Below are 26,275 nucleotides of genomic sequence, written 5' to 3'. Positions count from 1 at the left end.
GAGCGGTACGTAGTACCGTACATGAGCGGACAGACGGCCATATTGCCGCAAGAGCGGTACGTAGTACCGTATATGAGCCATCGGACCAATTTGTCGTAAGAGCGGTACGTAGTACCGTACATGAGCCGACAGCAGGCCAATTCATCGCAGGAGCGGTACGTAGTACGGAACATGTACGGCCATGCAAAAAGGGCTGCCCCACAGTCATGTCTATGACTTCAAGGGCAGCCCTATTCTTATGTCTGCGCGCGCACGGCCGCGAGGCCGCCGTCAGGCGCGATTTACGCTTGGTAGAAATTCCGGTCCCAGCGGTGCTTCTTCAGCTTGGCCAGCTGCTCTTGGGACAGGCCGCGGCCGTCGCCGACCGCCATGTTGCGCTCGACGTTGCGGACGGTCCGCATGCCCGGAATGACCGTGGACACGGCCGGGTGGCTGAGCACGTAGCGCAGCGCGGTTTCCGCCATGTCGTCGACGCCGATGCCGAGGTCGGACGCGATCGTTTGCACGCGGTCGTACACCTGCTGCTTGCGGTCGCCGCGGAAGTAGTTGCCGCGGAAATCGTTCGGCGCGAACGTGGTGTCCGGCGTGATTCTGCCCGTCAGGCCGCCTTCGTCGAGCGCGACCCGCACGATGACGCCGACGTTATGCGCCTGGCATGCCTGCAGCAGCCCGTCCTCCGGGCTTTGGTCGAACACGTTGTAGATGACCTGCACGGTATCCACGACGCCGGTTTCGATCAGCTTGATCGCGTTGCTCGCCTGATGGTCGTTGATCGAGACGCCGAAATAGCGGATCTTGCCCTGCTCCTTCAGCTGCCGCACGGCTTCGAGCCAATCGCCGCGCCCGACCCACTCGTCGGACCAGACGTGGAACTGCTGCACGTCGATCGTGTCCAGCCCGAGGTTGCGCAGGCTTTGCTCGGTGCAGGCGATCACGTGCTCGCCCGGATACGCGTCGTCCGGGGAAATGCCGGCCGGCGCCGGCCATTTGCCGTTCTTCGGCGGAATCTTGGTGGCGACGTAGATCGGCTGCTTCTGCTCCCGGACGACTTGGCCGACGAGCCGTTCGCTATGGCCTTCGCCGTACGCGAGCGCCGTATCGATGAAATTGAGGCCCAGCTCCACCGCGCGGTGCAGCGCTTGAAGCGACTCGCCGTCGTCCGCGCCGATCCAGCCGGATTTGCCGATGCCCCAGGCGCCGTAGCCGATCTCGGAGACGTTCAGTCCCGTTCTTCCCAGCGTGCGATAATGCATGTATGGTTCCTCCTCGTAATCCAAAAGTTTAGGCGAGCCGCAGCCCGCCCGATCGATGTTGAAATTCGCCCGTCCGGCGGTTCAGGCCTGGCCGGGGACGTAAGTCCGCCAAGCATGCTTCGGCTCCCAGCCCAGCAGCGCCTTCGCCCGCTTGTTGCTGAGCAGCGATTCGTAGCCGTCCAGCGGCTCGCGGAAATCGGTTGTTTCCGGGAATTGCTCGGCCAGCAGCCGCCGGCTCGGAATCGCCATGCTCGTATCGTCGGCCGCGAGATTGATCGCGACGGAGCCGAGCCCGTCCTTCTCGATCGCGAGGCGGCACGCTTCCGCGATGTCCCGCGTGTCGACGTAGCTCCACAGGATGCGGTCGCGCTCCGCGCTGTTATGGATGAACGACGGGAACTGCGCGTAGCGCTCCGGCGGAATGACGTTGCCGATCCGCAGCGAGACGACCTGCATGCCGGTGCGGCGGTGGAACATGTCCGCCGTCTGCTCGTTCACGACCTTGGACAGGCCGTAGCTGTCCTGCGGCAGCTGCGGATGCTCCTCGTCGACCGGCACGTACGACGGGCCGAACCGGTTGACCGCGAACACGATGCCGTACGACGATTCGCTGGAGGCGATGACCGCCTTGCGGATGCCGAGGCCCGCGGCGGCTTCGAGCACGTTGTAGGTCGACATGACGTTGTTCTGGAACGTCACTTCGCTCGTCTTGATGTGCGCGGCCGGAATCGCCGCCAGATGGACGACGGCGTCCGCGCCCGCGAGGGCGCCGTACACCTCGCCCAGGTTCTCGAGATTCGCCAGGATCGTCGGGCAAAGCCACTCCTGCGGGCGTACGGAATCCACGTTCACCACTTCATACTGCCGTTCCACGAAATGCTTGACGACCCACCGGCCGAGCATGCCGCTTCCGCCGGTTACGACGACTTTTGCCAAATGCTTGTCCTCCTTCGATCTCTTCGATGATGATGCTGCCGGGTTCCATGCTAGGAATTAGGCCAGGATGTCTTCGATTCGCGCCGCGACGTCCGCCGAAAGCGCGACGCCCGACGCGCCGGCATTTTCCGCGACCTGCTCCGGACGGCTGGCGCCGACCAGGGCGCTCGAGACGTTCGGCTGGCGCAGCGTCCACGCCAGCGCCAGCTGGCCGATCGTGACGCCGAGCTCGGACGCGACCGCGCCGAGGCGCTGCACCTTGGCGATTTTGTCCTCGGTGATATTGCCGCGCATCCGGTCGATCTTCGCCGCGCGGCTGCCGGCCGGAATGTCGGTCGCCGAGGCGTATTTGCCCGTCAGCAGGCCTTGCGCGAGCGGCGAGAAGACGACTTGTCCGATGCCGTTCTGCTCGCTGATCGGAATGATGTCCTTCTCGATGTAGCGGTTGAACATATTATAAATCGGCTGGTTGACGACGATGCGGTCGAGCAGGTACCGGTCCGCGGCGGCCAAGCCTTCCGCGATGTTCGCCGCCGTCCATTCGCTGATGCCGGCATAGAGCACCTTGCCCTGGCGGATCAGGTCGTCGATGGCGCGCAGCGTCTCCTGCACCGGCGTCTCCGGATCGAAGCGGTGGCAGTAGAGAATGTCCACGTATTCCAAGCCGAGCCGTTTCAGGCTGGCGTCCGCCTGCTCCAGGATGTGCTTGCGCGAGAGGCCGCGGTCGTTCGGGCCGTCGCCCATTTGGCCGAAGACCTTCGTCGCCAGCATGTACGACTCGCGCGGGTAGGCGCGCAGCGTCTCGCCGACGACCTTCTCCGCCTCGCCGCGCTCGTACACGTTGGCCGTATCAAAGAAATTGATGCCCAAGTCGTAGGCGGTCTCGATCGCCTTGACCGCGTTTTCCTTTTCCACGTAGCCGCCGTAGGTCAGCCAGCTCCCAAGGCTGATCTCGCTGACCTTCAGACCGCTGCCGCCCAATCTCCGATATTGCATCGTATCCAGCTCCATTTCGTCCGATCGTAAGCTTGCGATAAGCCCCCCTTCAGTATAAAGTTCCGCCGAAACGATCGAAAGTAGTGAATATATGTTCAATATCTGATACCCGGTATATCTACTATACTTTCGGTGCCGGGCGGTACCGCGGACGATCGGCTGCCGCGAGCATCGTCCCGCAATCGCGTACAGCCCAGCGGGCCGGGCGCTCCATCGGGGGCGTCCCGGCCTGCTGGGCGATAACGAATAGCGCGTCGCCGGCACCGGCTTCATCGCTCGCGAACGACGAATTAGGAGGCCGTCTTCTTCGCCAGCTTGACGAGCAGATGGGCGAGCTTGTGCCGCTCATCGGCGTCGCCGACCTTCCACAGCTCGCGCAGCAGGTACTCCTCGCGGTTGCGCGGCTCCTCGTGCTCGGCCAGGTAGGCGGCTACTTTCTGCGCAATGACGGCGATCTGCTCGTCGCCGAAGCCTAGATTCTCCGCCATCTGGATCCGTTTGGCCAGATAGGAGCGGAAGGCTTCGAAGTTTTCCAAAACCCGTTCGCCGTCGCCGCCGCTGAGCGCCTGCACGGCTTTCTCGACCTTGTCCGTCGACGTGTCCTGCTCCTTGCTCAAGATGTGGCTTCTCTCGTTCATGGCGCATTCCTCCTCGCGTAATCGGTCGTGCGGTGGTACGTTCTCTTGTTACCCGGGGGGAGGGGGGACGAATCCGGGAGGCGGCCGCGGCGGCACGGACCGATTTCGCGATTCCGCTTGACGGCCCGTGCGGGCAATGGCTATAGTAGTATCCCACATTCAGGAAACGACGATACGTCAAGTTCGCGGCGACACCCATCCGAAAGGAGCATGAGACCCATGACGCTTACCCAAACCATCCGGGCCTACGTCGACGAATACGCGGCCCGTTGGCCGTTCTCGGGCGCGGTGCTGGCCGCGCAAGGCGGGGAAAACGTTTTCGAGGCGGCCTACGGCATGGCCTGCCTGGAATTCGCCGTCCCGAACCGGACGGACACGCGCTTCGGGCTCGCGTCCGTGTCGAAGCAGCTCGCGGCGTTCGCCGCGATGCGGCTGCACGACGAAGGCCGGATCGACATCGACCGGCCCGTGAACGACGGCCTGCCCGCCGAGCTGCGCGTCGATCCGCGCATCACGGCGCATCAGCTCATGACGCATACGTCGGGCTTGCGGACGTTCCACCACCTGCAGGAGGATTTCTTCGGCGAACGGGACAAGCTGCCGTACGACCGGGAGCTGCTGCTCGGATATTTCCGGCAGCGGCCGCTGAACTTCGAGCCCGGCACGCGGTTCGAGTACTGCAACGCGGGCTATCACCTGCTCGCGTTTCTGATCGAAGCGGCGAGCGGGCAGCCCTACAAGCGCTACCTCGCGGAAGCGGTGTTCGGCCCGCTCGGCATGGCGGATACCGAGGTCGACGACGGCAGCGCGCTGCTGCCGCGGCGGGCCTTCGGCTACGGCATGAACGGGGATCGGATCGTGCCGGCGGAATACCATCATCCCGGCTACAGCATCGGCGCCGGCGGCATCGTCTCGACCTGCGGCGATCTGCACGCGTGGCACCGCGCGTTGAAAGAGCGCCGGCTGCTGGGGCCGGCGGCGTACGAGCGGCTGTTCGCGCCGAACCTGAACGGCTGCGCCGGCGGCTTGTTCTTGGACGAATTCCGCGGCCGGCCGCGCTGGCGGCACGACGGCGCGCACCTCGGCATCGGCGCGTACGTTCAGCATTTCTTCGCCGACGACGCCTGCGTGATCGTGCTCGCCAATTACGACTTCGCGAACGTGACCCGGGTCGGCGACGCCGTCGCCGAGCTGTTGTTCGGCGGCCGGCCGGCCGTCCCCGGGAGGCCGCCGGCGATCGAGCCGGACGAGGCGCTCGCCCGCCGGTACGAAGGCGTCTACGTCCCGGGCCGCGCTGAGCTCAAGCGGACGGACAAGGGATGGTCGTTCGTCCATCTCGGCCGGATCGAGAAACCGCTCTATCCCGTCGGCGGCCACCGGTTTCACAGCACGTGGCTCGATCACGCGTATACGCTGCGGGAGGGCGAGGACGGCGAATTCGAGTTTTTGGGCGTGCGGCGGGCGCGCGGAAAAGGCGCGCCGACGACGTGAAAGAAGCGTCCGGCGGCAGGCGGCAGATTGGCGCAGGCTGGCGCGGCCGGGAGCGCCGACAAGCTCGCAGCCGCTCGCCGGCCGGGCGGGTCGTCGCCGTGGCGCGGCCGCCGGGCGTAAGCGCGGCAAAAACGGGCGCACCCATGCCGGGTGCGCCCGTTTTCGCGTGCAAAGCGAGCTTGCCGGACGCCGAAAGGCGTCCGCCGCCGCTTACTTGTCGGCTTGCTCTTGCTGCTGCTGCAGCTTCGCGATCTCGTCTTGGTACAGCCCCAGCAGGTTGGCCAGCGCCTCCTTGATCGCTTCCGCGTCCTTGGATTCGGCGGCTTTGCTCAGCGCGAGCTGGCCCTTAACGAGCGGATTGTCGATCGCGACGGCTTGAAGCGATGCGATCTTCGCGCCGGCAGGCAGCGTCGCCGCGTCCTTGAGCGCGACCGTGACCTTCGCGCCGCCTTCGAACGTAACGGCTTGGCCGGCTTCGGCCTTGACCGCGTTCAGCTTGCCGGCCGGCACGAGGGTTGCGCCCTCCGCCGGCACGGCCGGGGCGGCTTTCACGGCGACGGCCGCGCCGTCCTTCAGCTTGATCGTCTTCAGCTGATCGGGGGAGATCGGTCCGACGACCTTCAGCTCGCCGTCGGCCGCCTTCGAAATCGTGATCGTCAGCGGCTTGCCGTCCGGACCCGGCTTCGTCACCGTCGTTGCCGACCCGGCGACGACCTTCACGGCGTCCTTGGCCAGCGCCTTGAACTGCGCGAGCGTCTGCTCCCACGCTTCAACCGTGTCCGGCGCGTACTGCTTCGCCAGCTCCACCGGATCGGCCTGGTTCATGAACACGGCGACCGGCTTGGCATTCTTGTCCGCGGCGGACGGGGACCAGCCTTCGCCGGCGTCGGTCAGCGCGGTCGCGTAGTAGTTCGCGAGCGGCCCGGTGGCGGCGTTGGCGGCGAGCGGGCTCGCGAAGGCGGACAGCATCAAGGCGACGGCGGCGATTTTGGCGACGGTGCGTTTGTTTTGCATGATTCAACACTCCTATCGGGTTGGGTATGGGCGGTACGGTTCCCATCTTAGCGCCCAAGTGTGGCAAGCCGTTGGTGAAAGTGTGGAAAAACGATGGCACGCGCTACCGGGCGCCGCCGAGTTGGTATAATGGGGGGGACATTCGGAAGCGGGAGGATGGAACCGTGAGCGATTATACGATCGGCGTCGTGGACGACGACTTGAATATCCGGGGCCTCGTCGAGGCGTATTTGCATAAAGAAAACTACCGTACCGTAGGGCTCGGCTCCGCGGAGGAAGCGTGGGAGCTGTGGCGCAGCGACCCGCCGGACCTGTGGGTGCTCGACATCATGCTGCCCGGCATGGACGGGTACGAGCTGTGCCGGCGCATCCGCGGCGAAGCGGACGTGCCGATCATCATGATTTCCGCCAAGGACAACGAAGTGGACAAAATCCTCGGGCTCGAGCTCGGCGGCGACGACTACCTCGTCAAGCCGTTCAGCCCGCGCGAGCTCGTCGCCCGCGTGAAGCGCCAGCTGCAGCGGTGGTACAAGCACCGCGGGCAGGAGGAGGCGGCGCCGGCCGCGACGGCGAACGCCGTCGACGTCGGCGCGCTGCGCATTCTGCCGGGCGAACGCCGCGTCTTCCTGGGCAAGGACGAGCTGGACCTGACGTTCAAGGAATTCGATCTGCTGCGCGCGTTCGCGGAGCATCCGAACCGCGCGTTCACGCGGGAGGAGCTGCTCGTGCTCGTGTGGGGCGACGATTATTTCGGCAGCGACCGGGCGGTGGATCACTTGATCAAACGGCTGCGCAAGAAGGCGGACGGGCTGCCGATCGAGGCGGTCTGGGGACATGGCTACCGGCTGCGGGCCGGGGGAGGGGACGAAGCATGAAGCTGCTGCATCAAATCAATTTGGCGTTCGGCCTGCTGCTGGTCGTCGTGCTGGGCATTACGGCGGTGATCATCCACTACGTGCTCATGGACCATTTCATTACCGCGCAGAAGCAGGAGCTGCGGTCGCTCGGCACCTCCATGGCGTCCACGTTCACGGTGCAGACCGCCGGCAAGCCGGTCGTGGTGCAAGGGTGGACCGCGTCGGCGGAACCGCTGCGGGCGAAGCTGACGGCTGCGGCGCCCAAGGACGTCGAAGTGTACGTCGCCGACGCGGCGGGCAAGGTCGTGCAGAAGACCGGTCCGGCGAACGCGTTCACGAAAGCCGGGTTGCCGGACTCGGCCGTGATCAAGGCGCTGCCGGGCGAAGCCGCGACGGATCTGAAGACCATCACCGCCGTCGCCAAGAGCAGCGATTACATCATCAATACGAGCGTTATTCCGCAGGGCACGCTGACGCTGATGACCCCGCTCAGCAAAGTGAAGGCGGTCGAGCAGGACCTGTTCTTCCGGCTGCTGATCGCGCTCGGCGTGGGCGGCGCGCTCGCGGTCGCGCTCAGCCTGCTCATCACGCGCAAGCTGATCCGGCCGTTGATGGAGCTCCGGGACGAGCTGAAGAAGGTGCGGGCGCGCAAATTCGGCGAGGTCGGACTCGTGCGGGCCGGCGGCGAGATCGGCGCGGTGGCGCGGACCGTCCACGAGCTCGCCGGCGAGCTGGAGCGGCATAACCGGGCGCAGAAGCAATTCTTCCAGAACGCCTCCCACGAGCTGAAGACGCCGCTCATGTCCATCGCCGGCTACGCGGAGGGAATCCGCGACGGGGTGTTCGAAGGGGAGAGCTCGCGCAAGGGGCTGGACGTCATCCTCGGCGAGAGCGGGCGGCTGACGAAGCTCGTGACGGAGATGACGCTGCTCGCCAAGCTCGACAGCGAAGAGGATATTTTCCATGCGGCGCCCGTCAGCGCCGTGGAGATCGTCACGGAAACGATCGAGCGCATCAATCCGCTCCTAGCGGCAAGGGGGCTGGAGCTGCGAACGGCGTACAAAGGCGGCGCGGAGGAGCGGCGTCCGATGGTCAGCGCCGACCGCGACAAGCTGCTGCAGGCGCTCCTCAACATCGTCTCCAACGCGGCCCGCTACGCGAAGCGCGTCATCGTCATCGAAGTCGGCGCGGAGGACGGGCACGTGTCGCTCGCGGTCGCCGACGACGGCGGGGGCTTCCCGGATAGCCTGCTGCCGCATCTGTTCCACCGGTTCGTCAAAGGCAAGGACGGCGAGACGGGGCTCGGCCTCGCGATCTCGCGCGCGATCGTCGAGCGCTGCGGCGGGCGGATCGCGGCGCGCAACGGCGCGGAGGGCGGCGCGGTCATCTCGCTGCGCTTCCCTCAGGCGACGTAGGGCGGCCGCGCGGATTCGGGCAGAGCGGGCGCGGAGCGGGAGGGGCTCCTGCGCACGCGGGTCAAGGAGGTTTGGCGCAGCAGGGAGAGCATCTGCCTTGCAAGCAGAGGGGCGGGGGGCCGAGCGGCGCGATCGCCCCCCCGCGCGAGGCCGGCGCGCAAGCCTTGCTTGCCGAGAGGCGAGTCGCCGCATGGCCGCAAACCGAAAAGAGGAGCGCTTCCGCGCGTCATGACGACGCGGGAGCGCTCCTTTTTCGTTGCTGCGGATTCGGTTCAGGCTTACTTCGAAGCGGGCTTTTTCGGAATCGTGAGGGACATGCCCGCCTTCAAGCCTTCGTTCTCGTCCAGGTCGTTCTGCTTCGCCAGGAAGCTTGCGTAGCTGCCGGTTTTGTAGAACTGCATGGAAATCCGGTAGAAGGTATCGCCGGGACGGACCAGATAGGTCGCCGGCAGATTGACCTTCGAATAATCCTCGGCGTCCGGCTTCCCGGCATTCGACCCGGCGCCGGCCGGCAGCGCGGGGATCTTGATCGTGTCGCCGGGCTGCATATCGTTCACGAACACGATGCCGTTGCGCTCCGCCAGGAACGCGACGTATTGCTTGGAATGATAAAATTTCATGGAGATCGTCGACAGCGTGTCGCCCTTCTTCACGACGTACGAGGTCGGCAGCTTCGTGCCCGAGCCGCCGGACGAGGCGGTCTTCGTGCCGCCGTCCGCCGCCGTGTCCTTCGGCGGGGTTGCGGGAGCTTGGCCGCCGCCCGCGCCCGAAGCGGCGCCGTCGCCGCCGGGCTTGTCCGATGCCGGCGGCGCGTTCGTCGCGCCCGTCGCCGTGCCGCCGGCGCCATCCGCCCCGTTATTGCCTGCGCCGGCCGAGCCTGCGCTGCCGTCCGCGGTCGCGCCGTCGCTGCCGGAGGCGCCGCCTCCCGCGTTCGTGGCGCCTCCTATGTCCGTCGCGCCGTCGGTTCCCGCGCCGCTTGCCGCGTCGGCGCCGTCGGAAGACGCCGGCGCGTCCGGGTCGGCGCCGGCGTTCGAACCGCCGTCGCCGCCGGCGTTCTGCTGCGCGTCCGCGCCGTTCGCGGCCGTTTGTTCGTTTGCGGCCTTGCCGCCGGCCTCCAGCGTCTTGTCCGAGCCTCTATGCGATGAATAAATGCTGTATAAAACGACGCAAACCACGATCAGAAAAGCCCCGGTCGCGAGCAGCGCGCCGCTGGACACGGCCTTCTTTTCCCGCGCGCGCGAGGTCCGGGAGCGTCTGCCGCTTTCTGTCGAATGATTGTTCTGCATGGTATCCTCCCCTTGCAAGGCTTGTTTTGGCGTCCATGCTTTATATTACTATAATTTGCTAACCCGCGAAGCCGCGCCCGGAAAATCAGTCCGTTCGCCCTATTCGCCGTGCGCGCGCCCGGAAGCGGGAGCACGGGCGCGGCGAAAGCCGGCAGGAGCCTGCCGGCTTTCGGACTAGGCAGCGATGCATGGGTCATGTCGAATGCCGTCGCGCGGCGGGGCAGTCGGGCCAGGCTGCAGCGGCGCGGGTGCGGCTTTAAGCCGGGGCGTCGCGCCTCAGCCCGCGACCGTTTTGAAATACCGGTACACCTTCTCCAGCTTCCTGGCCTGCGCGCCGCCCGGCGTCTCCATCCGGCCGAACTCGAAAAACTTCGCCTTCCGGATGCCGACGAACCGGAACAGCGCCTTGCGCATCAGCACCTTGTGCGCGTTGTTCAGCCAGAAGAGCGGGTAGAGCGGCGGTCCCTTCATCGTCGAGACGCAGACGATGGATTTGTTCCGCAGGAGCCCTTCCGGCAGCAGGCCGCCCTTATCCCGGTAGGCGAAGCCGGACGCGAACATCCGGTCGATGTAGCCGAGGAGCATCGCCGGCGGGCGGCCCCACCAGATCGGATAGACGAAGACGATTTTGTCGGCCCAAAGGAGCTGCTCCCGGTGCGCCGCGAGCTCGGGATCGAGATGCATGTCCCGCCTGCGCTTCTCGCGGTTGAACACGAGCACGGGGTCGAAGCCGGATGCGTACAGGTCGAGCACTTGGACGTCCTTGACGGCCGCGTTTTCACCGCTGCCCCGGATCACCTGCTGCAGGAAGGCATGGCTCAGGCTTTCGTGCGTGGGATGGGCGAAGACGACGAGCATGTTCATAACGGCACCTCTTTTGTTATCATTTGATAATTAAACAATAGCACCGTCGCCATATTGTTGTCAAATGATAATTGTTATTTGATAATAAATTTGCTATGGTAGCGGGAAGAGGTGGTCCGCATGGACAAGAGAGCGCTGTTCGGCCAAGCGGTGGCTTTCATCACGGCCGTGCATCAGACGACGTTCGAGATGACGAAGGACTTTTCGCTCGGGGACGTGACGCCCGTTCAGTACGGGATCTTGGAATATATCGCGGTGTCGCAGCCGGTGACGCTCAGCGACATCAGCGACTGCAAGCACCTGTCGATGCCGAACGCGAGCCGCGAGCTCAAGAAGCTGACCGACAAAGGGCTGTGCGAGAAGCTCGGCGCCCCGGAGGACGGGCGGAAGCAGCATATCCGGCTGTCGCGCGAAGGGCAGGCGTTCATGGACGCGGCGTTCGCGCACATGGAAGCGCGGTTCAACCGGCAGCTCGCCGGCGCGTCGGACGAACGGCTGGCGCGGCTGTCGGAAGCGATGGCCGTGCTGCAAGAGACGTTGTTTCGCGAGGAGCGGTGAACGGGCGGGCGCAGATGGTGCGGTTCGGCCGCATCGAACGGGATGGACGATTGCCATGAAAAGCCGGGAATAGCCGAAAAAAGCCGAAAAAAGCCGAGAAGGGCTCGCCGTGAGCGGGCCGCTCGGCTTTTTTGCGTTTGGCGTGGCGCGCCCGGGAAAGGTTGGCTACAATGGAGATAAAACGGCCCATCGGCCCAAGGAGGAGTTCGCATGAACTCGAATTCGCAAGGAGTTAACCGGCCCGGCACGGCCGCGATCGCCCCATGGTTGGCGGTTCCGGACGGCGCGGCGGCGCTGGCGTTCTACACGGCCGCGTTCGGCGCGGACGAGCTGTACCGGCTGGAGGAAGAGGCGGGGAAACCCGTCATCGCCGAGCTCTCCGTCGGGGGAGCGGGCTTCTGGATTCAAGAGGACCCGGCGGCCAGCCCGGCGCAAGGGGACAGGGGCTCGGTCCGCATGATTTTGACCGTGGCCGACCCCGATGCCGTCTTCGGTCGGGCGCTGGCCGCGGGGGCGGCCGAAATCGTGCCCATCGGCGAGGGTCACGGCTGGCGCATCGGACGGCTCGCGGATCCGTTCGGCTACCATTGGGAAATCGGGCGTCGGCTCGGCTGAGTTGACCGGAAGCCGCCGGGGTAGGCGGAACTAGGGCTGCCGTCAGGCCGCGGCAAGCCCTAGTCCGAATAACGCCTTGCGACAGTTCACCATCCGTCATCCCTCTGCCCGAGGCACGGAGGCATAACCAAGCAAGGCAGCCCCCGCAGGGACTGCCTTATTCGCGCATGAAACAAAGCAGGTTATCGTCGCCCTCGAGGTGCTTGACGATCGCTTCCCGGATCGCGCCCGGGTCCTTCGTCCGGAACGCGTCCAGCAGCGCCCGGTGGTCCGTCTCCATATGGGCGAGATCGTAGAACGGCAGGTTCTTCGTGAAGTGGAGGCGGATCTGGTTCACGATGCTCTGCCACGTCAGCATGACGGTGCGTTCCGTCGCGAGCTCCAGAATCGTCTGGTGAAACCGGATGTCGAGCTCGATCAGCCGGTTCTTCTCGCCGCTCGCGGCGGCGTCGCGCATCTCGTCCGCGATCGCCGCGAGCTTCGCGAAGAAGCCCTCGTCCATGCTGCCGAGGTAGCGTCCGACGACGAACCATTCGATCTGGAACCGGACCGGAATCAGCAAATGCCGCACCTCGTCGAGGTCCAAATCCGCCACGACGGTTTCCTTGTAAGGATGCGAGACGAGCAGCCCTTCGCGCTCGAGCTGGCGGATGGCCTCGCGTATCGGTCCCCGGCTGACGCCCATCTGAGACGCGATGTCCATTTCCTTGATACGCGCTCCCGGCGCCAAGTGGCCGTTCAAAATCGCTTCCCGCAGATCGGTCGTCACTTTCTCGCGCAGCGAGACGTTGGCTTGGGGCTTAAAGATGAAATCGGGCATAACGCCATCGCTCCTCTATCTATCGGATCCGGCCCGTGCCGGCTTCGTTATGACATGCATTATAAGGGAAGCCGGCGGAAAAAGCATCCCATTGTCGACGGCCGACAGTCAAATTAATATTGTTGACAATATACAAACCAGGAAACTACAATGAAGCCAAAATGAGAGCGCTCACGGGCGCGCGTTTTAGCTTTCGCGAAAGGCGCCGCGCGTACGCGAACCGCTTTCCACTTTCGCCGAAGGATGGGGGATATCCCGCATGAACATTACCGAAATCGAATCGATCTATTTGCGCTTGCCGGATTTGGACGCGGAGCGCTGCGACGGCACGCAGGACACGCTCATGATCCGCGTGCATACGGACGAGGGCATTACCGGGTACGGCGAAGTCGACTCGGTCCCGCTCGTGGCGAAGGCCGCGATCGACGCTCCGCCGTCGCATTCCATCGCCACGGGCTTGCGTTCGCTCCTGATCGGGGAAAATCCGCTCGAGATCGACCGCCTGTGGGACAAAATGTACCGCGGCACGATTTATTTCGGCCGGGGCGGTCCGGCGATGCACGCGATGAGCGGCATCGACATGGCGCTGTGGGACATCGCCGGCAAGAAGGCGGGGCGTCCGGTGTCGGAGCTGCTCGGCGGAACGTACCGCAAGACGCTGAAGGCGTACGCCAGCTCGCTCATGCCGGACACGATCGAGGAAGCCGTGCACTTGGCGGAGCAGTTCGTCTCCGAAGGCTACAAGGCGATGAAGTTCGGCTGGGGCCCGATCGGCCGCGACGCCGGGTTCGACGCCGAGCAGATCCGCGCGATCCGCGAAACCGCAGGCGACGGCATCGACGTCATGATCGACGGCGGGCTCGCCTGGGATCTGAAGGGCGCGCTGCGGATGGCCGAGGTCTACGAGAAATACGGCGTGTACTGGCTCGAGGAGCCGCTGCACCCGGAGGACCTCGCCGGCTACAAGGAGCTGTCGTCGCGGACGACGCTGCGCATCGCCGGGGGCGAGCAGGAGAGCGGCGTGACGGCGTTTCGCCGGCTCATCGAGGACGGCGGGCACGACATCGTGCAGCCGGACCTCGGCCGCTGCGGCGGCTTGACCGAAGGCAAGCGGATCGCCTACATGGCGAACGAGCGCCATAAGAAGGTCGTGCCGCATGCCTTCAAGACGGGCATCCTCGTGGCGGCGAGCACGCATTTCGCGGCGGCCATACCGAACGGCTTCATGATCGAGCACACGACGTCGGCATCGCCGCTCGCGCGGGATCTCGTCTCCGAGCCGATCGCGTTCAAGGACGGGTACGTGCACGTGCCGGACCGTCCGGGTCTCGGCATCACGGTGGACGAGGCCGTCATCGCCAAATACCGGGTAGGCTAGGAGGCGCCTCGCAAACGGGCGGAACGGCCGTCATATTCCGGTTCGCGGCAAACGGACCGCGATCCTCGTCGTTCGCGCGGAAGGTTAATTTCAAGCGAACGGCAATCCTTTGCGCTGAGCCGCGGAATTCAACGCATGCACTCTAAAAAAGCCGCCGTCTCCGCGCGGGGCGGAAGCGGCGGCCGGGCATGGGACGGCCGGGCATGGGACGGCCGGGCACGGGACGGCCGGGCTCAGGTCGAATACCCGTGCCGGAGCATGTCCTCGCGCATCATGCGCTTTTGTTTGAAAATCGCTTCTTTCGCTTCCTGGTACTTTCCTTCGCGGAGCTTCTCGTAGATGGCCTCGTACAGCCTGCGTCCCGTATAAGGCCGGTTGCCGCCCTCCATCAGGCGGTAGGTGACCACGAAGAACAGCAGCTTGTCCTTGTGAAGCCGGAAGATATCGGTCATGTACCGGTTCCGCACGGCTTCGAGCAGCGTGAACATGAACAGGAAGCCGTTCTCGTAATAATCGCGGTACCGTTTGTCTTCGCTGGCGGCGATCAGTTCGTCCAGGTGGCCGCGGGCTTTCGCGAGATCCAGCTCGTAGCCGAATTCGCCGATGGCGTCCAGGGCGTGCGAATACAGGGCGAACAGCAGGTCGAAAATATCGTACAGGTCCTTCACGTCGATGCCTTTGACGAGAATGCCCCGCTTGTAGAGCGTTTGCACGAAGCCTTCCTTCTCGAGCAGCGCCACGGCCGAACGTACCGGCGTCCTGCTCATGCCGAGCCTGGCGGCCAAATCGCTTTCCGTGAAGACGGCGCCTGGCAGCAGTTCTCCGTCGAGGAGCCGCTTGCGGATCGATCGATAGGCGACTTCGACGAGCGGTAGGTCGGTCATGGGATAGAGCTCCTTTGTCGGGATCGGCGCAATTGCGTATACCCTCTAGTATATAGCGCCGTCTTCAAGCGCCGCAACCGAAACGCCGCAACCGAACGCGCGGACGCCAAAGGCAGCGCCGCCCCATCCGGCGAACGGACGGCGAGCGGCGCGGCTTATTGGCGCGTGGGCGGGTTATGCGGTTTCCAGCAGCTTGTCCGTCAGCGTGCCTTTGCGCGGCTGGTGGCGAAGCGGACGGACCGTCCGGAGAATGATTTCGAAATCGTCCTGTTCGCCGGGTCCGTCATGGGGGCGATGATGGCCGTGCAGCAGTACTGCGCGGACCACCCGGAAGCCGATTTCATCGACGTCGTCGACCGGGCGATGGCGCGGTACGAAGCGGGCCAGCCGCTGGGGACGCTCGGCCGTGAGGAAGGCGGGACCGGAGCGGGCGCGGCGGACTCCGTTCGGCGATAAGCCGGATCAAGCCGTTTTGACCGGCGCATACTATAGACGATCGTGTTTCGGCCTTCGGCCGGAGAGCGGTCGTCTTTTTCGTCGCCATTTCTCGTTTCATGCACCGTTCGTTTCGGAATATATGATATAGACGAAATATACTTATTTTGTTTACATAGATTCATGCGCGTGATATAGTAAGGGGGCTGCCGGACCTGTACCGCGACCCTTCGGCTTCCCGGGACGCCGGGCGGAAGGGGAGGCATGTCCGCAGCTCCGGGGCGGATAGCCCGGCGATAGCGCCGCGAACGACATCGATCCCTGGCCCAAGCTCATGCGGAACGCCGCCGCTTAGGCAGGACGTTCACTTACAAGGAGGTTATCTTCATGACGAATAGCTCCGCCTATACCCCTACCCCGCAAGCCCCGATCCATTCGGGCTTCGGACCGGCCTCGACCGCGCCGGAGGTCGTCGGCGGCCTCGATTTAAGCGGCAAAGTCGCCATCGTAACGGGCGGCCACTCCGGCCTCGGCCTGGAAACGACGCGGGCGCTGGCGAAGGCCGGCGCGACCGTGATCGTGGCCGCGCGTTCCCCGGAACAGGCGGCAACGGCGCTGGCCGGCATCCCCAATACGGAAGCGGACACGCTGGACTTGATGGATCCGGTATCCATCGACGCGTTCGCGGAGCGCTTCCTGTCCTCCGGCCGGCCGCTCCACATCCTGATCGCCAACGCCGGCATCATGGCGCCTCCGCTCGCGCGCGACGAGCGCGGCTATGAATCGCAGTTCGCGACCAACCATCTCGGGCACTTCCAGCTGACGCTGCGCCTGTGGCCGGCGCTGAAGCGAGCGGGGGGCGCGCGCGTCGTGTCGCTATCGTCCGCGGGCATCCGCTTCGGCGGCGTCGACTTCGAGGATCCGAACTTCGAGCGGCGGGACTACGACAAGTGGAAGGCGTACGGCCAGTCGAAATCGGCCAACGCCCTGTTCGCCGTCGAGCTCGACAAGCGGGGATTCGCCGACGGCATTCGCGCGTTCTCCGTGCATCCGGGCAGGATCGCGACGGAGCTGGCGCGCTTCTTGTCCGAGCAGGAGCGCGCGATCGGCGGCGACTACAAGACGACGGAGCAAGGCGCGGCCACGAGCGTATGGTGCGCGGTCAGCCCGCAATTGGACGGCAAAGGCGGCGTCTACTGCCTGGATTGCGATATCGCCGAGCCGATCGGCGAGTTTACCTTGAACGGCGTCGGCCAAATGCTGCAGGGCGTGCTGCCTTGGGCGGTCGACCCCGCTATGGCGGAGCGGTTATGGACCTTGAGCGAGGACATGACCGGCGTGAAGCTGCCGGGCTGATTCTTGCCTTGGCCCATCGGCGCCGACCCTCCCAAAACGGCAATAAGCGGCGGCCGCGATCCGGAACTTTCCGGGTCGCGGCCGCCTGTTTTTCGTGGTTCGGTTTCCGTCTCCCCGGCTTCGAAAAACTTCATGCAAAATGCCAATCTTGATGACACTGCGCAAACAGTTGGGCCTTAGTATTGAGTGATGGCTTCGGGCGAAGCCGGGAAGGTGGTGCAGGGTGGGGGCGATCCGAAGGTTGGCGTCGCCGGCGCTGAAGGTTGCGCTGGTCGCGCTCGTTGTCTTCTTCGTCGTGCGGAACGTTCCGCTGAAGCTGTCCGATATGGAATCGTTCCTCGCGCATGCCAACGTGCAATTCTACGCGTCCATGCTGGTGTTCTCGTTCTTCCTCATGCTGCAGGCCGGCATTTGGGTGCTGATCGTCAACGCGGCGGGAGCGGAAGCGGTCCGCAGGAAAGCCGGCGTCAAGCTGGGGCTGCTGCAAGGATTGCGGATTTTCATCGACTCGCAGTTTGCCAAGTACCTGCCCGGCGGCTTTTGGAATTACGCGGGCCGGGTCGTGCTCGCTTCCCGGGCCGGCGTCCCGCTGGATGCCCAGCTGTCTTCCATCGTGTACGAAAATGTCCTGCTCGTGTCAGCGGCGCTCTGCTACGCGTTGATTTTGCTGGTCAGTTTGAATATTGCTCCGGTGTTGTGCATCGTTGCCGTTCTCGCGGCGTTCGCGCTGGCATACGTCTATTACGACAAGAGCTTGGCCTTGGTCCGCCGGCTGTTCGCGGTCGCCTCCCGCTGGCGGCTGCTGCGGCGCGCGGCCGCGAAATTCTCGGCCATCGCCGGAACGAACGCCTCCGATGCCTTGCCCGAAGGGGAGGCGGGAACGGGAGCGGTCCTGTCGCGCAACCGGTTTTTCGGGTATTTGATGTGTTTTCTCGGCAGCCACTTCATCATGGGCATCGCGTTCTGGATGCTGACGAACAGCTTCGGACGCGGCAGCATCGGGATCGCGTACGCCGCCGGCACGTTCGCCACCGCGTGGCTGCTCGGCCTGTTCAGTCCGCTTCCGGGCGGGCTCGGGGTCCGGGAAGGGTTTCTGGTTTATTTTCTGTCGCTCCGGCTGGGCGCCGAGACGGCGCTTTATATTTCGGTCATCGCGCGGTTGTGGAACATGATGGCGGAAGCGATGTTTTGGGCCGTCGTGCGGGCGGCCGGCTATTTGACGAGAAGGGTGAGGTCCTATGACGAAGCGTAGAAAAATCGTTCTCGTAACAGGCGTGTTCCCGCCGGGTATCGGCGGCATGCAGAATTACTACTACAACCTGGCGCTGCACAGCAAGCATGACATGACCGTGGTCGCGCCGGAATATCCGGAGAGCGATGCCTTCGACAACGGACTGCCGTTTCGGATTTCGCGGGGGGCGTTCATGCGCAACGAAGGCGTGGACGTCACGAGCTGGGGCCGCCTGCTGCGCCAGGTCCGCCGGACGATGAAGAGCGAGGAACCGGACGTGACGATCTACGGCTACGTGCTGATCGGCTTCATCGGCCTGCTGCTTCGGACCCTCGGCGGCCGGCGCTACGTCATTTCGACGCACGGGATGGATATGCTCATGTTCCGGCGGTTCGTCGGGCTGAACGCCGTCGTGAAGCTGATCTTGCGCAAGGCCGACGGCGTGCTGACGAACAGCCTGTTCACGAAGAAGCTGGTGGAGGAGTACGGCGTCGACCCGCGCCGGATCGGTCTCGTCAATCCCGGCGTCGAGCGCATCTACGAAAAGCAGGAGCCGGACGCGGAGCTGATCCGCCGGCACGGGCTGGAAGGGAAGCACGTCATCCTGTCGGTCGGCCGGCTGGTCACGCGCAAGGGCCATGATCGCGTCATCGAAGCGATGCCCGCGATCCTGCGGGAGATTCCGAACGCCGTCTACGTCATTGTCGGGGACGGGCCGGACCGGGAGCGCCTCGGGCAGCTGGCCCGGGCGAAGGGCGTGGCGGACGCGGTGATCTTCGTCGGCAGCGTCAGCGGCAGCGAACAGGTGAACGACTATTACAATCTGTCGCACCAATTCATCATGGTCAGCCGGGAGCTGGAACGCGGCGACGCGGAAGGCTTCGGCATCGTCTACCTGGAAGCCGCGTCCGCGGGCGTGCCGGTCATCGCCGGCCGCTCCGGCGGCGCGTCGGAGGCGGTGCTTGACGGGGAGACGGGCCTGCTCGTCGATCCGGCGTCCGTGGCCGACATCGCGGCCGGCATCGTCCGGCTCGCGCGCGACGCGGCGCTGCGGGAGCGGCTCGTGCGCGCCGGCTACAAGCGCGCCAAGACGGAGTTCCAGCACGAGGTGCTTGCGGAGGGCTTCGACCGCTATATCGGCCGCATCTGCTCGCTGCCGGCTCCGGGCATGGCGCGCCGCCGGCTCGCGCGGGAATCCGCGCGCGAGAACGCACGGTAGCGCGGTCGGGGCCGCGGGGTTTGGCCGCGCGGCTGATCGCGCGGCGGCAGAGCTTGCGCGCCGCCGGCTGCGGCTTGCGCGGGGCCGTGGCGTTGCCGGCGGGCCGCGTATGGGGCGCCGGGGGAGCGGGGGCGGCCGGACGCGGCGGAGAAGCGCCGGGCTGGGCTGGCCGGGCAAGGTAGCGGCGCCGTGGCTTGGCGGGCCCGGCGAGATAATGGCGCGTGCCCGGTTGGCTGTCGGCACCGCGGCCACTTGCCTTATGGTAAGTGGCCGAGCGGACATTAGATCCGCTATATGTGACAATCGGCGGCTGTGGCGGACTTTCGCGGACACAGGATCCGCTATTGGCGATAAACGTGGGCGATTAGGGGTCGGCGGAGCGGTATAAGCGCGCCTGCGTCCGCCAAGCGTCGGAAAAGCGCCGAATCGGCGAAATAACGGCGCGTGTGTCCGCTGATCCATAAAAAGGAGCTGTCCCGGAAGTCGTCGACTTCGCGGAGACAGCTCCTTTTTTGTCCGGGACGCGGTTCTGCCGGGGGCATCCCCGTGGCCCGTATAGAATTAGCGCCGCACGCGGTGAAGCGCCCAGACGACGAAGCCGAACAGCACGGAGCCGCCCCCGGCCAGGCAGACGCCCCGCCAGCCGCCGTGATTCCACGCGAAGCTGCCAAGGGACGAGCCGATGGCGCCGCCGAGAAACGTCGTGACCATTTGCACCGTGTTGATCCGGCTTCGCGCCGCCGGCTCGAGGGCGTAGATGCGCGCCATGTTGGCCACCTGGGTGCCTTGGACGCCCAGATCCATCAGCAAGACGCCCGCGATGAGCGCCCACAGCCAACCGCCCCAAGCGCCGAACAGCAGGAAGGACAGGACGTTCAGCGCAAGCAGAACGCCGATGATCCGTTCCGTGCGGAAACGGTCCGCCATGCGGCCGACGATCGGCGCGCCGAGCGCCCCGGCCGCGCCGACGAGGCCGAACAGGCCGGCGATCCGGCTGCCGTAGCCGTACGGCGGTCCTTCGATGTAGAAGGCCAGCGCCGTCCAGAAGACGCTGAACGCGGCGAAGTTGGCGGCGCCGATCAGCGCCGACTCGCGCAGCGTGGCGTACCGTTTCACGAGGCTGCCCATGGACGCCAGCAGCCGGCCGTAGCGGAGCTCGGCCGAGGGCCGGTTCGTCGGCAGTTTGACGCGCAGCAGCACGAGCAGCGCGAGCATGGCCGCGGCCGCGACCGCGTACATCACGCGCCAGCCCCATGTGCCGCCGATCAGGCCGGACACCGTTCGCGTCAGCAGAATGCCGAGCAGCAGGCCGCTCATGACGGTGCCGACGGCCTTGCCCGATTCCCCGGGCGCGGCGAGCGTCGCCGCCAGCGGGACGAGAATTTGCGGCACGACGGTCGTGACGCCGACCGCGAGGCTGGCGATATAGATCCACGGGAGATTTTGCGCGGTGGCGACGCCGATTAACGACAGGCAGACGAGGGCGAGCAGAACCGTGATCAGCCCTTTGCGCTCCTTGATGTCGCCGAGCGGCACGAACAGGAACATCCCGAGCGCGTAGCCGATTTGCGTGCAGGTGGAGATCAAGCCGACGGAATCGGGACCGACGCCGAAGCTGCGTCCGATATCCGCGAGCAGCGGCTGGTTGTAGTACAGGTTGGCGACGGTCATGCCGGCGGACAGCGCCATGAGCAGCAGCAGCCCGCGGGAAAGCGCGGTGGTGCCGCCAGCGGCGGCCGTCGACGGTAAAGCGTGTTCGGACATAAGAGCGAGTTCCTTCTTTCTGCTTGGCCGCGGCCGCGGGAGGCGGCAGGAGGAGGGCCGGTCCTTTCCGGCGGCCGGGCGCGAATGGCCTACAAAGCCATCATACCAGATCGGCGCGCGCGGGTAACCCGGTTCGGCCGGTAATCATCGAACCCGTGCCGGTTCGTCCCGGGCGTCTCGAACCCGTGCCGGTTCCGTCAACGGGACCCGAGGCAGCCTGAATCGGTCAACCGCCTTGCTCTTGCCCCAGCCGACCCAGCTCCTCCTCCAACTCCCGCTGCAGTTCTTCCGCGATCGGAAGCAGCGGCAGCCGCAGCGCGCCGGAATCGAACAGTCCCTGCCGGGCCAGCAGCCACTTCAGCGGCGCGGGATTGGCGTCCGCGAACAGCAGGCGGACGAGGGGCGCGAGCGCTTCGAAGGCGCGCTCGGCGCCGGACGCGTCGCCTTCCCGGAACCGCCGGTATACGCGGGCGAACGCATCGGTCCGGACGTTGGCCGAGGCCAGGATGCCGCCCGAGGCGCCATGGCGCAGCATGGCGGGGAAGAGCGCGTCCTCGCCGCATAGGATCGGCCTCCGGACGCCGCGCCGAATCATGGCCTCGAGCAGCTCCATGCCGCCGGAGCTGTCCTTCATGCCGACGACGCCGTCCAGCGCCAGGATCTCCGCGGCCGTCTCTTCGCCGAGCCGGACGCCCGTGCGCGAGGGAATTTCGTAGACGACGATCGGCAGGCCCGCCTCCGCCGCGCGGCGGAAATGCGCGACGATGCCCGCCTGCGGCGGCCGGCTGTAATACGGCACGACGACAAGCGCCGCGTCCGCCCCGAGCTCGCCCGCCCGAGCCGTCCGCTCCAGCGTGGAACGGGTATCGTTCGTGCCGGTCCCCACGATAACGGGCAGTGTTTTGCCATGTCTGGTCATGGCCGCTCTCGTCCGTCGCAACAGCGACTCGACTTCGCCCCACGCGACCGTCGGCGACTCGCCCGTCGTGCCGTTGACGACGAGTCCCTGAATGTCCCGCGCGAGCAGCGCGCCGAGATAACGGTCGTACGATGCCTCGTCCAACGCGCCGTCCGCCGCGAACGGCGTCACGACCGGGACGAAAATGCCATGCAATTGCTGTTCGGTCAACATGCCCGCACCTCCGAAAAATTCATGGGGATACCCGTAATGTAGCATAGGAATTCGAATCGGAGTTATCTATAATAAATGATCATGAGCATCAATATTATTGATGATAAAGGGGCGGCACGCATTATGGATTTGATTTATCTGCAAACCTTTCGCGAAGTCGCGCTGCGGCAGAGCTTCACGCGGGCGGCGGAGGAGCTCGGCTACGCGCAGTCCAGCGTGACGACGCAAATCCAGAAGCTCGAGAAAAGCTACGGCGCGGAGCTGTTCGAGCGGTTCGGGCGGGGCTTGCGGCTCACGCAGGCGGGCGAGGAGCTGCTGAAAATCGCCGCGCAAATGCTGGAGCTGCACCAGCAGGCGAAGGAGAGGCTGACCCTGCAGGCCGGAGGCACGTTGGCGATCGGGACGATCGACTCGGTCGCGTCGTATTATTTGCCGCCCCATATCCAGCGGCTGCGCCGGACGTATCCCGAGCTGGCGATCCGGCTGCAGGCGGACCGCGAGGACGCGATTCTGCACAAGGTCCGGGAAGGCGAGCTGGACGCGGGGTTCATCCTGGACAGCGGAGCGGCCGACCCCGCGCTGCGATGGACGGCGATCCGCGAGGAGCCCCTCGTGCTCGTCGCGCATCCGCTCCACCCGCTGACGAAGACGGAAGCGGTCGGGCTGGCGCAGCTCGCCGGCACGGAATGGTTCATGAGCGAAGACACGTGCAATTACCGCATCATGCTGGAGAAGGTGCTCCGGGCAAACGGCATTCCGTACCGGGTCGGCCTCGAGCTCGGCAATCCGGAGGCGATCAAACGGTGCGTCATGGCCGGCGACGGCATCGCGCTGCTGCCGCGCATGGCGGCGGAGGAGGAGCTTCGCCGGGGCGAGCTCGCCGCGCTGCCGTTCGCCCATCCCGAGCTGCGGCTGGAGCTGCGGCTCGCGATGCATCCGAAGAAATGGATTTCCCGGGCGCTGGCGGATTTTATCGCCGGTCTGTCCGGCGCGGCGCCCGGCTCGGCCGAGGCGGGCGAGACGGGCGCGGGCTGACCTGCGCCCGACGGCGCGATGTCCGCGGGCGCCCGCCCGCGTCCGCGATTCCGCGCCCAAGTCGGGCGGTCCCGCCCGCGTCCGCGATTTCGCGGCGGCGGCGCCCGTCCCGCGCGCGGCGGCTCCGCCCATGTCCGCGCCTCCGGCGGCTCGCGCGCAAGTCAGCCCGCCCCCGGCGCTCCGCCCAGGCCGCCCGGGCCTTCGGCGCCTCGCGTACGCGGGCGCCCGCCCAAGCCAAGCCGCCCCGCGGCAAGGCGCCCGCGCATCCCCGCCCGCGGCCGCAAGCCGCCCCCGAACCGCGTGCGGGCTAGGCTTTTCCCCAAGTCCCGCCCCGAATCACCGCCCGCGCAGCCGCAATCTCCCGCTTGTTGAATGCCCGTCCCATGCATTAAGATAACGAACAACGACATGCGCCCGCGTACGGCGCGCCCCGGGAGGCTGACGAATCCCATGCTCAAACGGCTGTACCTCCGGCTGACGCCGGAGACGTTCAAGAACCGGATCCTGTTCGCGTTCCTGCTGTTTCTGCTGCTGCCGATCGCGCTGCTCGTCGTGTACAACTTCAAGGGCACCGAGGCCGTGCTGCAGGACAACGCCGCGAAGAAGAACGCCGAGCAGCTCGAGGGCTTCAAAAGCGGCTTCGTCGACCTCATGTCGCTCGTCATGAAGACGGGGCTGCTGCTGGAGCAGGACGCGACGCTTCGCGGCGCGATGGAGGACCCGGACCAATACGACGCTATCGCGCGCAAGAGGCTCGTGGAGAATAAGTTCGCGGGCATCGAGAATACGTTTTTCATGACGGGCGCGACGGTGTACTATACGCTCATCGACCTGCACGGCCACGCCTACACGTCGTTCATGCCGAAGAGCGCGCTGAATTATAACGAGCTGAGCGGCGAGGCGTGGGTGAAGCAGCTGAAGGAGAAGGGCGGCGACCGGTACATCTGGAACCCGCGCGACGAGAACGTCGTCATCCGCGAAAGCACGGCCAGCACCCGGATGCTGAGCTTGTACGAGCTGCTTCGGGACGATGCGTTGAAACCGTTTGCATACGGGCGGCTCAGCATCGATTACGAGGAATGGTTTTACCGGACGGCGCAGGACGGCGGGCAGGAAGGCGCGTATTTCCTCGTGAACGATTCCGGCGGCACGCTGCTCGCGTCCGATGAGCGGGAGCGGGTGTCCGGGACGGTGGCCGAAGCGATCGAACGCGCGTCCTCCCTGGGCGGGGACGAGTCCGCTCCGGCTACGTCGATCGTCGACGAGAAGGAGCAGGCGCTGTACACGTACAGCCGGATCCGGGAGCTGAACGGGTATTTCGTGAAGAAGGTGCCCCTGTCGCTGCTCTTTAAAGAAATCGACAAGCAGAAGCAGCGCTTCTTCGTCGGCTTCGCCGGCATCCTGCTCCTGTTCGTGCTGCTGACTTATTTCCTCTCCTCCACGATCACCGGGCCGCTGAAGCTGTTCCAGAAGAAAATGGACTCGTCCGTCAAGGCGAACCTGAAGGTCAAGCTGCCGGAGCACGGACGGGGCGAGATTCTCGCGCTCACCCGCAGCTTCAACGCGATGATCGACGACATCAACGGCCTGCTCGTGCGCCTCAAGCTGGAGGAGCAACAGAAGCAGTACGTGCGGTTCCAGGTGCTGCTGTCGCAGATGAACCCGCATTTTCTGCTCAATACGCTGAACACGATCAAGAGCATCGCGCTCGATAAGGACGAGGACGACATCTACGATATTTGCGTGGCGCTGGGCACGATTCTGGAAACGACGCTGAACACCGAGGTCGACCTCATCCGGCTGAAGGACGAACTGGTGCTGATCGACGCCTATATGGACATCCAGCGCCGGCGGTTCGGGCACGGGATCGAGATGCGGTACGACGTCGCCGGCGAGCTGGGGTACGCGCTCCTACCGAAATTCTCCCTGCAGCCGCTCGTGGAGAACGCCCTGCTGCACGGGTTCGGGCAGTCGGTGAAGGAAGGCCGGATCGTCATCAAGGCGACCGCGCGGGAGCCGCATCTGTACCTGGAAGTCGTCGACGACGGCATGGGGCTCGAGAGCGCGGCGGAGCGGAAAACGGCGCGCAAGCGCAAGAGCATCGGGCTGCAGAACATCCGGGAGAGCCTGGAGCTGCTGTTCAAGTACCAGAGCACGGGGCTGACGATCGATTCGACGGACGCCGGCACGCGGGTGGTCATGCACATGCCCCTGCTGTTGTCGACGCCGTACGCGAAGGGGGAAGACCGATGACAACGACGGGAACGGGGGCGGGCGCGGGCCGCTGGCGAACGCTGATCGTCGAGGACGAGCAGCCCGCGCGGGCGAGCGTCCGCAAGCTGATGCAGAAGGCGAACGTGCCGTTCGACATCGTGGCCGAGGCCGGGAACGGGCGGGAAGGACTGGCGCTGATTCGCGAGCTGCGGCCGGACCTCGTCATCTCGGACATCGTGATGCCGGACATGGACGGCGTGCGGATGCTGCAGGCGGCGCGGGAGGAGGGCTTCGACTGCCGCTTCGTCATGCTGACGGCGATGAGCGAATTCGAATACGCGCGGCAGGCGGTCGAGCACGGGGCGTCCGGCTACCTGCTCAAGCTGTCGCTGGACCCGAAGGGCATCAAGGCGGCGCTGGACAAGGTCGCGGCGGAGCTCGAGCGGATGGCGAAGCTGCGCAAGGCGGACAAATGGTTTCCCGACGCCGACAAGGCCGGGCCGACGGACCACCCCGAGCTGAACCGGATTATCGGCTACATCGAGGAGCACTACGCCGAGGAGATCACGCTGAAGGGGCTGGCGGAGTATATCCGCATGGACGCGAGCTACGTCAGCGACCTGTTCAAGAAGAAGACGGGCACGACGCTGACCCACTATACCCAGAACCGGCGGGTGCGGGCGGCGAAGATGCTGCTGGCCGAGACGGACCGCACGGTGAGCGAGATCGGGCGGCAGGTCGGATTCGAGAACGACAATTATTTCATCAAGATTTTCAAGCGCTGGAGCGGCGCGACGCCGAGCGAATACCGCAAGGGGCTCGCGGAGGAGTCGCCGTAAACCGCTTCCAAAAAACAAAAATCCGTTCTATGAAGCCCCAAACGA

24 protein-coding genes are annotated in these 26,275 nt (G+C 65.4%); 13 read left to right on the top strand and 11 right to left on the bottom strand.

Translation table 11 applies throughout. From position 1 onward, the window contains the following. Positions 1 to 281: 281 nt before the first annotated feature. The 4 genes from BMZ79_RS28635 to BMZ79_RS28620 all read right to left on the bottom strand — a co-directional run bounded on the left by BMZ79_RS28635 (position 282) and on the right by BMZ79_RS28620 (position 3,823). Positions 282 to 1,253 (bottom strand): aldo/keto reductase, encoded by a 972-nt coding sequence (locus BMZ79_RS28635; RefSeq protein WP_090647278.1) that lies wholly within the window; start codon positions 1,251 to 1,253, stop codon positions 282 to 284. Positions 1,254 to 1,334: 81 nt separating this feature from the next. After that, positions 1,335 to 2,189, bottom strand: coding sequence for an NAD-dependent epimerase/dehydratase family protein (locus BMZ79_RS28630; RefSeq protein WP_090647276.1), 855 nt, complete (start codon positions 2,187 to 2,189; stop codon positions 1,335 to 1,337). A gap of 57 nt (positions 2,190 to 2,246) precedes the next feature. Further along, entirely contained in the window at positions 2,247 to 3,185 is a 939-nt protein-coding gene (locus BMZ79_RS28625) for an aldo/keto reductase family protein (protein WP_090647476.1), read from the bottom strand. Between the two features lie 290 nt (positions 3,186 to 3,475). Next, the gene (locus BMZ79_RS28620) at positions 3,476 to 3,823 is read right to left on the bottom strand and encodes a DUF3243 domain-containing protein (protein ID WP_090647273.1); all 348 of its coding nucleotides are present in this window, start codon (positions 3,821 to 3,823) and stop codon (positions 3,476 to 3,478) included. 219 nt (positions 3,824 to 4,042) lie between these two features. Here BMZ79_RS28620 and BMZ79_RS28615 point away from each other — a divergent pair, with 219 nt between their 5' ends. Further along, positions 4,043 to 5,314, top strand: coding sequence for a serine hydrolase domain-containing protein (locus tag BMZ79_RS28615; protein ID WP_177222394.1), 1,272 nt, complete (start codon positions 4,043 to 4,045; stop codon positions 5,312 to 5,314). Between the two features lie 210 nt (positions 5,315 to 5,524). Here BMZ79_RS28615 and BMZ79_RS28610 read toward each other — a convergent pair whose 3' ends face one another. Next, positions 5,525 to 6,328, bottom strand: coding sequence for a hypothetical protein (locus tag BMZ79_RS28610; protein ID WP_090647268.1), 804 nt, complete (start codon positions 6,326 to 6,328; stop codon positions 5,525 to 5,527). 164 nt (positions 6,329 to 6,492) lie between these two features. On the opposite strand from BMZ79_RS28610, the gene BMZ79_RS28605 reads away from it, so the two are divergent. Beyond that, positions 6,493 to 7,203: a response regulator transcription factor gene (locus BMZ79_RS28605; RefSeq protein WP_256253199.1), complete on the top strand. Its 711-nt coding sequence runs from the start codon at positions 6,493 to 6,495 to the stop codon at positions 7,201 to 7,203. Further along, complete coding sequence (locus BMZ79_RS28600) at positions 7,200 to 8,600, top strand: sensor histidine kinase (RefSeq protein ID WP_090647263.1); 1,401 nt, start codon at positions 7,200 to 7,202, stop codon at positions 8,598 to 8,600. The genes BMZ79_RS28605 and BMZ79_RS28600 overlap by 4 nt, the downstream gene beginning before the upstream one ends. Positions 8,601 to 8,878: 278 nt before the next feature. Here the strand turns inward: BMZ79_RS28600 and BMZ79_RS28595 are convergent, their stop codons facing one another. Both BMZ79_RS28595 and BMZ79_RS28590 read right to left on the bottom strand, forming a co-directional pair. Further along, on the bottom strand, positions 8,879 to 9,886 hold the full coding sequence (locus BMZ79_RS28595; RefSeq protein ID WP_090647260.1) for a LysM peptidoglycan-binding domain-containing protein: 1,008 nt from the start codon (positions 9,884 to 9,886) through the stop codon (positions 8,879 to 8,881). 276 nt (positions 9,887 to 10,162) lie between these two features. Next, positions 10,163 to 10,750 carry an NAD(P)H-dependent oxidoreductase gene (locus tag BMZ79_RS28590; RefSeq protein WP_090647257.1) on the bottom strand — a complete coding sequence of 196 codons (588 nt, stop codon included), beginning with the start codon at positions 10,748 to 10,750 and terminating at the stop codon, positions 10,163 to 10,165. A 120-nt stretch (positions 10,751 to 10,870) separates the two neighbouring features. Between BMZ79_RS28590 and BMZ79_RS28585 the strand changes: the two genes are divergently transcribed. Together BMZ79_RS28585 and BMZ79_RS28580 are read left to right on the top strand one after the other, a co-directional pair. Then, positions 10,871 to 11,308, top strand: a complete 438-nt coding sequence (locus tag BMZ79_RS28585; protein WP_090647254.1) for a MarR family winged helix-turn-helix transcriptional regulator — start codon at positions 10,871 to 10,873, stop codon at positions 11,306 to 11,308. A 210-nt stretch (positions 11,309 to 11,518) separates the two neighbouring features. Further along, positions 11,519 to 11,923: a VOC family protein gene (locus BMZ79_RS28580; RefSeq protein WP_090647252.1), complete on the top strand. Its 405-nt coding sequence runs from the start codon at positions 11,519 to 11,521 to the stop codon at positions 11,921 to 11,923. Between the two features lie 157 nt (positions 11,924 to 12,080). Here the strand turns inward: BMZ79_RS28580 and BMZ79_RS28575 are convergent, their stop codons facing one another. After that, on the bottom strand, positions 12,081 to 12,743 hold the full coding sequence (locus tag BMZ79_RS28575) for a GntR family transcriptional regulator (RefSeq protein WP_090647249.1): 663 nt from the start codon (positions 12,741 to 12,743) through the stop codon (positions 12,081 to 12,083). Between the two features lie 259 nt (positions 12,744 to 13,002). On the opposite strand from BMZ79_RS28575, the gene BMZ79_RS28570 reads away from it, so the two are divergent. Beyond that, on the top strand, positions 13,003 to 14,121 hold the full coding sequence (locus BMZ79_RS28570) for a mandelate racemase/muconate lactonizing enzyme family protein (protein ID WP_090647245.1): 1,119 nt from the start codon (positions 13,003 to 13,005) through the stop codon (positions 14,119 to 14,121). Between the two features lie 233 nt (positions 14,122 to 14,354). Here BMZ79_RS28570 and BMZ79_RS28565 read toward each other — a convergent pair whose 3' ends face one another. Next, on the bottom strand, positions 14,355 to 15,005 hold the full coding sequence (locus tag BMZ79_RS28565; RefSeq protein ID WP_090647242.1) for a GntR family transcriptional regulator: 651 nt from the start codon (positions 15,003 to 15,005) through the stop codon (positions 14,355 to 14,357). 165 nt (positions 15,006 to 15,170) lie between these two features. Here BMZ79_RS28565 and BMZ79_RS28560 point away from each other — a divergent pair, with 165 nt between their 5' ends. From BMZ79_RS28560 to BMZ79_RS28545, 4 genes are all read left to right on the top strand, one after another. Then, positions 15,171 to 15,461: an acyl-CoA-like ligand-binding transcription factor gene (locus BMZ79_RS28560; protein WP_090647240.1), complete on the top strand. Its 291-nt coding sequence runs from the start codon at positions 15,171 to 15,173 to the stop codon at positions 15,459 to 15,461. 366 nt (positions 15,462 to 15,827) lie between these two features. After that, positions 15,828 to 16,796: an oxidoreductase gene (locus BMZ79_RS28555; protein ID WP_090647237.1), complete on the top strand. Its 969-nt coding sequence runs from the start codon at positions 15,828 to 15,830 to the stop codon at positions 16,794 to 16,796. A gap of 223 nt (positions 16,797 to 17,019) precedes the next feature. Next, complete coding sequence (locus BMZ79_RS28550) at positions 17,020 to 18,048, top strand: lysylphosphatidylglycerol synthase domain-containing protein (protein WP_090647235.1); 1,029 nt, start codon at positions 17,020 to 17,022, stop codon at positions 18,046 to 18,048. Continuing rightward, positions 18,035 to 19,246: a glycosyltransferase family 4 protein gene (locus BMZ79_RS28545; protein ID WP_090647232.1), complete on the top strand. Its 1,212-nt coding sequence runs from the start codon at positions 18,035 to 18,037 to the stop codon at positions 19,244 to 19,246. Before BMZ79_RS28550 ends, BMZ79_RS28545 begins: the two co-directional genes overlap by 14 nt. A 561-nt stretch (positions 19,247 to 19,807) precedes the next feature. On the opposite strand, the gene BMZ79_RS28540 is transcribed toward BMZ79_RS28545, so the two are convergent. Next, positions 19,808 to 21,010 (bottom strand): MFS transporter, encoded by a 1,203-nt coding sequence (locus BMZ79_RS28540; protein WP_090647229.1) that lies wholly within the window; start codon positions 21,008 to 21,010, stop codon positions 19,808 to 19,810. Positions 21,011 to 21,236: 226 nt separating this feature from the next. Then, positions 21,237 to 22,142 carry a 4-hydroxy-tetrahydrodipicolinate synthase gene (gene dapA, locus BMZ79_RS28535; RefSeq protein ID WP_090647227.1) on the bottom strand — a complete coding sequence of 302 codons (906 nt, stop codon included), beginning with the start codon at positions 22,140 to 22,142 and terminating at the stop codon, positions 21,237 to 21,239. 123 nt (positions 22,143 to 22,265) lie between these two features. Between dapA and BMZ79_RS28530 the strand changes: the two genes are divergently transcribed. From BMZ79_RS28530 to BMZ79_RS28515, 3 genes are all read left to right on the top strand, one after another. Continuing rightward, a complete protein-coding gene (locus tag BMZ79_RS28530) occupies positions 22,266 to 23,177 on the top strand; it encodes a LysR family transcriptional regulator (protein ID WP_090647224.1) in 912 nt (303 codons plus the stop codon). 450 nt (positions 23,178 to 23,627) lie between these two features. After that, positions 23,628 to 25,430 carry a sensor histidine kinase gene (locus tag BMZ79_RS28520; RefSeq protein WP_090647218.1) on the top strand — a complete coding sequence of 601 codons (1,803 nt, stop codon included), beginning with the start codon at positions 23,628 to 23,630 and terminating at the stop codon, positions 25,428 to 25,430. Next, complete coding sequence (locus tag BMZ79_RS28515) at positions 25,427 to 26,230, top strand: response regulator transcription factor (RefSeq protein WP_090647215.1); 804 nt, start codon at positions 25,427 to 25,429, stop codon at positions 26,228 to 26,230. Before BMZ79_RS28520 ends, BMZ79_RS28515 begins: the two co-directional genes overlap by 4 nt. Positions 26,231 to 26,275 lie beyond the last annotated feature (45 nt).

The sequence above is a fragment of the Paenibacillus sp. UNC496MF genome (assembly GCF_900113915.1).
Classification (GTDB): domain Bacteria; phylum Bacillota; class Bacilli; order Paenibacillales; family Paenibacillaceae; genus Paenibacillus_Z; species Paenibacillus_Z artemisiicola.
Note: the sequence above shows the minus strand (reverse complement) of the source record. Positions and strands in the feature narration are given on the sequence as shown.

Coding starts and splice junctions, on each gene's coding strand:
- BMZ79_RS28575 (WP_090647249.1), bottom strand. CDS start 12,743: ATGCCCGATTTCATCTTTAAGCCCCAAGCCAACGTCTCGCTGCGCGAG.
- BMZ79_RS28620 (WP_090647273.1), bottom strand. CDS start 3,823: ATGAACGAGAGAAGCCACATCTTGAGCAAGGAGCAGGACACGTCGACG.
- dapA (WP_090647227.1), bottom strand. CDS start 22,142: ATGTTGACCGAACAGCAATTGCATGGCATTTTCGTCCCGGTCGTGACG.
- BMZ79_RS28520 (WP_090647218.1), top strand. CDS start 23,628: ATGCTCAAACGGCTGTACCTCCGGCTGACGCCGGAGACGTTCAAGAAC.
- BMZ79_RS28625 (WP_090647476.1), bottom strand. CDS start 3,185: ATGCAATATCGGAGATTGGGCGGCAGCGGTCTGAAGGTCAGCGAGATC.
- BMZ79_RS28580 (WP_090647252.1), top strand. CDS start 11,519: ATGAACTCGAATTCGCAAGGAGTTAACCGGCCCGGCACGGCCGCGATC.
- BMZ79_RS28555 (WP_090647237.1), top strand. CDS start 15,828: ATGACGAATAGCTCCGCCTATACCCCTACCCCGCAAGCCCCGATCCAT.
- BMZ79_RS28595 (WP_090647260.1), bottom strand. CDS start 9,886: ATGCAGAACAATCATTCGACAGAAAGCGGCAGACGCTCCCGGACCTCG.
- BMZ79_RS28590 (WP_090647257.1), bottom strand. CDS start 10,750: ATGAACATGCTCGTCGTCTTCGCCCATCCCACGCACGAAAGCCTGAGC.
- BMZ79_RS28540 (WP_090647229.1), bottom strand. CDS start 21,010: ATGTCCGAACACGCTTTACCGTCGACGGCCGCCGCTGGCGGCACCACC.
- BMZ79_RS28600 (WP_090647263.1), top strand. CDS start 7,200: ATGAAGCTGCTGCATCAAATCAATTTGGCGTTCGGCCTGCTGCTGGTC.
- BMZ79_RS28530 (WP_090647224.1), top strand. CDS start 22,266: ATGGATTTGATTTATCTGCAAACCTTTCGCGAAGTCGCGCTGCGGCAG.
- BMZ79_RS28570 (WP_090647245.1), top strand. CDS start 13,003: ATGAACATTACCGAAATCGAATCGATCTATTTGCGCTTGCCGGATTTG.
- BMZ79_RS28610 (WP_090647268.1), bottom strand. CDS start 6,328: ATGCAAAACAAACGCACCGTCGCCAAAATCGCCGCCGTCGCCTTGATG.
- BMZ79_RS28565 (WP_090647242.1), bottom strand. CDS start 15,005: ATGACCGACCTACCGCTCGTCGAAGTCGCCTATCGATCGATCCGCAAG.
- BMZ79_RS28545 (WP_090647232.1), top strand. CDS start 18,035: ATGACGAAGCGTAGAAAAATCGTTCTCGTAACAGGCGTGTTCCCGCCG.
- BMZ79_RS28585 (WP_090647254.1), top strand. CDS start 10,871: ATGGACAAGAGAGCGCTGTTCGGCCAAGCGGTGGCTTTCATCACGGCC.
- BMZ79_RS28615 (WP_177222394.1), top strand. CDS start 4,043: ATGACGCTTACCCAAACCATCCGGGCCTACGTCGACGAATACGCGGCC.
- BMZ79_RS28515 (WP_090647215.1), top strand. CDS start 25,427: ATGACAACGACGGGAACGGGGGCGGGCGCGGGCCGCTGGCGAACGCTG.
- BMZ79_RS28635 (WP_090647278.1), bottom strand. CDS start 1,253: ATGCATTATCGCACGCTGGGAAGAACGGGACTGAACGTCTCCGAGATC.